Below are 4376 nucleotides of genomic sequence, written 5' to 3' on the forward strand. Positions count from 1 at the left end.
GCCGACATCGTTCGGTGAGATCGTGGGCAACATCGGCTACCGCTTCATCGACCGTTACGATCAGCAGATTTCGATCGCCGGGCTGACGGGCAACACCACCACCGGCCCCGCCATCGTCACCGGCAACGATCCCCGCGTGCGCACGGACAAGCAAAACCTGCTTGATGCCAGCCTGACGACGCGCTTCAACGTGGCGGGCGCCGAAGCGCACCTGACCGCCTTCGGCCGCAACCTGCTGGATGACCGTGGCCCCACGCACGGCTTCACCGTCGGCGGTCTGTTCTCTTTCGGCAATGCCCGCGAACCGCGCAGCTATGGCCTGACGCTGGGTATCAAGTATTGATGCATTCGGGATAGCCGGATGCTTTCGGAGATGCGTGCAGGTTTCCCTCAGCCTGCACGCATTTTCGCGTTTTAGGGAAAGGACATACCATGACGGGTCGGCTGGAAGACAAGATCGCCTTGGTGACAGGCGCAGGCGGAATGCGAGGATTGGGTGCAGCCACGGCACAGCGCTTTGCCGAGGAAGGCGCGTTCGTCTACGTCACCGATCTCGACAAGGCAGGCGCCGATGAAGTCGTCGCGCAGATCGAGCAGGCGGGCGGGCATGCCCAGGCGCTGCAGCAGGACGTGACCAGTGAGGCTTCATGGGACGAAGTCATCGGCACGATAGAACAGAACCACGGCCGCCTGGACGTGCTGGTCAACAATGCGGGGATCGCCGTCCTCAAGCCCTTGGACAAGCTGACCGCAGCCGATTGGGAGCGGCAGAACAAGGTCAATCTCGATAGCGTGTTCTTCGGCACCCAGCGCGCCGTGGCACTGATGCGAAAGGTCGGCCAGGGCGGCTCGATCGTGAACCTGTCCTCGGTGGCGGGATTGATCGGTGTGCCGATGTGCGGGGCCTATGCCGCCGCGAAGGGCGGGGTACGGCTGTTCTCCAAGGTCGTGGCGTTGGAATGCGCGGCTGATAACATTCGCTGCAATTCGGTGCATCCCGGCATGATCGAGACGGCGATGCAGGACGTGGCGCGCCGGGACAACCCGGAAGGCTTCAAGCAGATCGTCTCGGCAATTCCAATGCAGCGCATGGGCAGCCCGCTGGACATCGCCAACATGAACCTGTTCCTGGCCAGCGACGAGGCAGGCTACATCACCGGTTGCGAGTTCGTGGTGGACGGCGGCACCACCGCCATGTGACGATCAGCGCGGCGGCCTCGTGCGGAGCAGATCCGGCCCGCACGAGGTCGCCCTCGCATCATTATCCCCGCGGGCCTTGCTGGCGGTGGAGCTTGCGGAACGAGCGGCTCTTGAACAGCCAGCGCCCGTCCTGCTTGACGCACGTATCCTCGTACACGCCGCGATCGCGCACCGTCATCTCGCCCTGGTCGTACACTTCGGCAGTATAGCTGCGCATCGTCGCATGATCGCCCTGCACTTCGATCGAGCCGGGCCAGGCTTCGAACATGATGCCGGGGTACTGCTTCATCGCCTCTTTCCACATCGCCACGATCGCAGCCTTGCCATGCGTCGTCCCGATCTCGGGATAGTCGGGCAAGGCCCACTCCGCATCCTCGGCGAAGGTGGCGCTCCAAGCTTCGGCATCATTACGCGTCACCGCGTCGGCGTACGCCTCCAGCAATTCCCGAATGGCCAGGCGATCCTCGAAAGGTCCGGTGAAAGGCATCCTCGTCTCCGTCGTTGTTATCGTTTGCAGGGGATCAGCCAGCCACGGGTCGCTCCTGAGGGCCCGGCGGAACCGCGGGCACCGCCACTTCCAGCTTCCCGGCTTCGCTGCGCAGGGGGAACGTCCGCAAGTCCGCGTATGCCCCGCCGATGCATTGCCCGGTCGCCACATCGAAGCGCGCGCCGTGCAACGGGCACATGATCGCCCCGCGCCGTACGCGACCGGACGAGAGCAACGCAGCTTGATGCGTGCAACGATCGTTGAAAGCGTGGAAGCCGTCGTCGGTGCGCACGATCAGCACGCTCCACCCTCCCAGCGTCACGGCCAGCTTACCGTCCTCGGGAAACTCGCTTTCAGACGCGATGCTATGCCAAACCTCTTCCATGCGTTCAGATCCTGACCAATGTCTTGCCAATCGTGCGGCCAGACATGAGATCGATGAACGCTTCGGGCAAGCTCTCGAACCCATCGCGCAAGTTGGCCAGCGGGCGCAGCTTGCCCTCGGCCACCCAACCATCCAGCTCGGCCTGCGCCTGCGCCAGCACTTCGGGATAGTCGAAGGTGATGAAGCCCTGCATCTTGATGCGATTGACCACCAGCTGCCACAGCGTCTTCACGCCGAATGGGTGGTCGGCATCGTTGTATTGCCCGATCATGCCGCACACCGCCACGCGGCCATGCAGGCGCATCAAGGGCAGCACCGCCTCCAGCGTCTCGCCGCCGACATTGTCGAAGAATACGTCCACGCCGTCGGGCGCGGCCTTGGCAATCTCTGCAGCGATATCAGGCGTGGCGCGGTAATCGATCGCGGCATCGAAGCCGAGATCGCGGACGACCTGCGCCTTCTCTTCAGAGCCGACCAGGCCGATCACCTTGCAGCCGACCGCCTTGGCGATCTGCCCCACGGTGGAGCCGGTAGCCCCGGCCGCCGCGCTGACGAGTACGGTTTCGCCCGGCTTCGCTTCGCCGATGGTAAACAGGCCGACCCAGGCGGTGAGACCCACCGGGCCAAGCGCCCCCATGTAATGATGCAGGTCAGCGCCGGGTTGTGGCTGGACCTTCTCGATCCCCCAGCTCTGGTCCGAAAGGACGTAGTGATCGGACCATGTTGCGAAGGCGCGCACCAGGGTGCCTTCCGGGTAGTCGGCGTTCCGTGAAGCCACGACTTCGCCCAGCGACATGCCCTTGATCGGGGCATCGATCGCGACGGGCTCGATATAGCTGGGCCGATCGTCCAGAAAGCCACGGATCGCCGGATCGACCGAACCAACCCGCATCCTGACGAGCAGCTCCCCTTCGCCGAGTTCCGGCATCGCCGTCTCCTCCAGGCGGAAATCCTCTACCACGGGCACGCCCACGGGCCGCCGCGCCAACACGATCTGTCTCACTCTTCCCATACCCCGCAGCTTAGGCAGGCGCGCCGCTGCGATATGCTGGCCGAAACGCTAGGTTTCCGCCAGCCATGCCTGCGTCAGATTGCCGGACGGAAGAGGAGTATTATCATGACCATGACGCCTGACGAGATGATCGCCTTTGTGGACCGCCTGTATCAGGCGACGGGAACCGGCGATTGGAACGCGGCGTCAGCGATGGTGACGGACGATTTCTTCATCACCGAGGCCGATGATCTGCCCATGGCCGGTACGTATCATGGCAGGGACGGATTTCGCGATCTGTTCACCAAGGTCATGGGCCTTTGCGATGTGGCCGGGCTGGACCGGATCGAGACGACCGCAGGCAAGGAGTATGCCGTCACCCTGCTCTCGTTCCGCTTCGCCGATCCTGCACTGGCCCCGGCCGAGCTGTGCGAGGTCTTCCGCTTCCGGGATGGCAAATGCTGCGAGATCAAGCCGTTCTACTACGACGCCGCACCGTTCTGGGCCGCTGTGAAGGCCAAGGCCGCCCTGGCCTGATCCCTGTCGCTCCCGGCCTCAGCCGGAAGCACGTACGCAAGACAAAACCGGGCCGACATTGCGTCGACCCGGTTTTCTTATGTCCGAAATATCGGCGGCGGTGCGCCCGATCAGAAGCGCGTGGAAACCTGCAGCACCACCGTGCGGGGCAACGTGGCGAAGCCCAGCTGATCGGCGTGGATGCCGGCCGGCGTGCCGGTGCCGCTGCCGGTCGAAGGACCATCGACCACACCCGTTACGTAGAAGCGATTGGTCAGGTTCTTGCCGATCAGGGCAATCTGCCACTTGTCATCGCTGGCGCCGAAGCGGACCGAGGCATCTAGGTTGACGTAGCTTCCCTGGCGGGAGTCCGGATTGCCGAAGCCCGAGGCGATGTAGCTATCGCTGTAGCGGGCATCGGCGGACATACCGAACTTCAGGCCATTGCCGATCTCGGCATCGTAATTGGCGCCCAGCGTGCCGGTCCATTCCGGGGCCACCGACAGCGGTGCACCGTTCAGGTTCTGGCGCGTAAAGTTGTTGGTGGCGGCGTTCAGCGCAAGATTACAGCCCTCACCCGGCCTCTGGCCCGCATAGCAAGGCGCGAGCGGGAAGTTGGTATAACGCGCGCGATTGTAGTTAATCGATCCATGCACGCTGAACCCGTCGAGCGAACGCGGGGCGAATTCGAACTCGAACTCGGCACCCTTGGTACGCGCGTCGGCGGTCAAGGTCTGGAATGCGAAGATCGGCGAGTTGAAGAAGTCTACCTGCAGATCGCGGTACTTGTAGCTGTA

The 4376-nt window shown here is 63.6% G+C and carries 6 protein-coding genes and 1 pseudogene; 3 read left to right on the forward strand and 4 right to left on the reverse strand.

The window, feature by feature from the left end:
• A pseudogene (locus tag ACHWRX_RS15015) lies at positions 1-343 on the forward strand (TonB-dependent receptor); the annotation flags it as partial.
• Between the two features lie 89 nt (positions 344-432).
• Positions 433-1200: an SDR family NAD(P)-dependent oxidoreductase gene (locus tag ACHWRX_RS15020; protein ID WP_394659790.1), complete on the forward strand. Its 768-nt coding sequence runs from the start codon at positions 433-435 to the stop codon at positions 1198-1200.
• Positions 1201-1261: 61 nt separating this feature from the next.
• On the opposite strand, the gene ACHWRX_RS15025 is transcribed toward ACHWRX_RS15020, so the two are convergent.
• Genes ACHWRX_RS15025 through ACHWRX_RS15035 form a run of 3 tightly spaced genes read right to left on the reverse strand, consistent with a single transcriptional unit; the run spans position 1262 to position 3084 of the window.
• Positions 1262-1687 (reverse strand): nuclear transport factor 2 family protein, encoded by a 426-nt coding sequence (locus ACHWRX_RS15025; protein ID WP_058737335.1) that lies wholly within the window; start codon positions 1685-1687, stop codon positions 1262-1264.
• 34 nt (positions 1688-1721) lie between these two features.
• Positions 1722-2072 (reverse strand): Rieske (2Fe-2S) protein, encoded by a 351-nt coding sequence (locus ACHWRX_RS15030; protein ID WP_183616009.1) that lies wholly within the window; start codon positions 2070-2072, stop codon positions 1722-1724.
• A 4-nt stretch (positions 2073-2076) separates the two neighbouring features.
• Positions 2077-3084: an NADP-dependent oxidoreductase gene (locus ACHWRX_RS15035; RefSeq protein ID WP_394659791.1), complete on the reverse strand. Its 1008-nt coding sequence runs from the start codon at positions 3082-3084 to the stop codon at positions 2077-2079.
• A gap of 105 nt (positions 3085-3189) precedes the next feature.
• Between ACHWRX_RS15035 and ACHWRX_RS15040 the strand changes: the two genes are divergently transcribed.
• Positions 3190-3600, forward strand: coding sequence for a nuclear transport factor 2 family protein (locus ACHWRX_RS15040; RefSeq protein WP_394659792.1), 411 nt, complete (start codon positions 3190-3192; stop codon positions 3598-3600).
• A gap of 110 nt (positions 3601-3710) precedes the next feature.
• On the opposite strand, the gene ACHWRX_RS15045 is transcribed toward ACHWRX_RS15040, so the two are convergent.
• A partial coding sequence (locus tag ACHWRX_RS15045; protein WP_394659793.1) for a TonB-dependent receptor domain-containing protein occupies positions 3711-4376 on the reverse strand: 666 nt, incomplete at its 5' end.

The organism is uncultured Novosphingobium sp., assembly GCF_964277725.1.
Taxonomy (GTDB): Bacteria; Pseudomonadota; Alphaproteobacteria; order Sphingomonadales; family Sphingomonadaceae; genus Novosphingobium; species Novosphingobium fluoreni.

What these genes read in the sequence shown, in the direction of transcription:
- ACHWRX_RS15035 (WP_394659791.1), bottom strand. Translation starts at nt 3,084, where the DNA reads ATGGGAAGAGTGAGACAGATCGTGTTGGCGCGGCGGCCCGTGGGCGTG.
- ACHWRX_RS15030 (WP_183616009.1), bottom strand. Translation starts at nt 2,072, where the DNA reads ATGGAAGAGGTTTGGCATAGCATCGCGTCTGAAAGCGAGTTTCCCGAG.
- ACHWRX_RS15025 (WP_058737335.1), bottom strand. Translation starts at nt 1,687, where the DNA reads ATGCCTTTCACCGGACCTTTCGAGGATCGCCTGGCCATTCGGGAATTG.
- ACHWRX_RS15020 (WP_394659790.1), top strand. Translation starts at nt 433, where the DNA reads ATGACGGGTCGGCTGGAAGACAAGATCGCCTTGGTGACAGGCGCAGGC.
- ACHWRX_RS15040 (WP_394659792.1), top strand. Translation starts at nt 3,190, where the DNA reads ATGACCATGACGCCTGACGAGATGATCGCCTTTGTGGACCGCCTGTAT.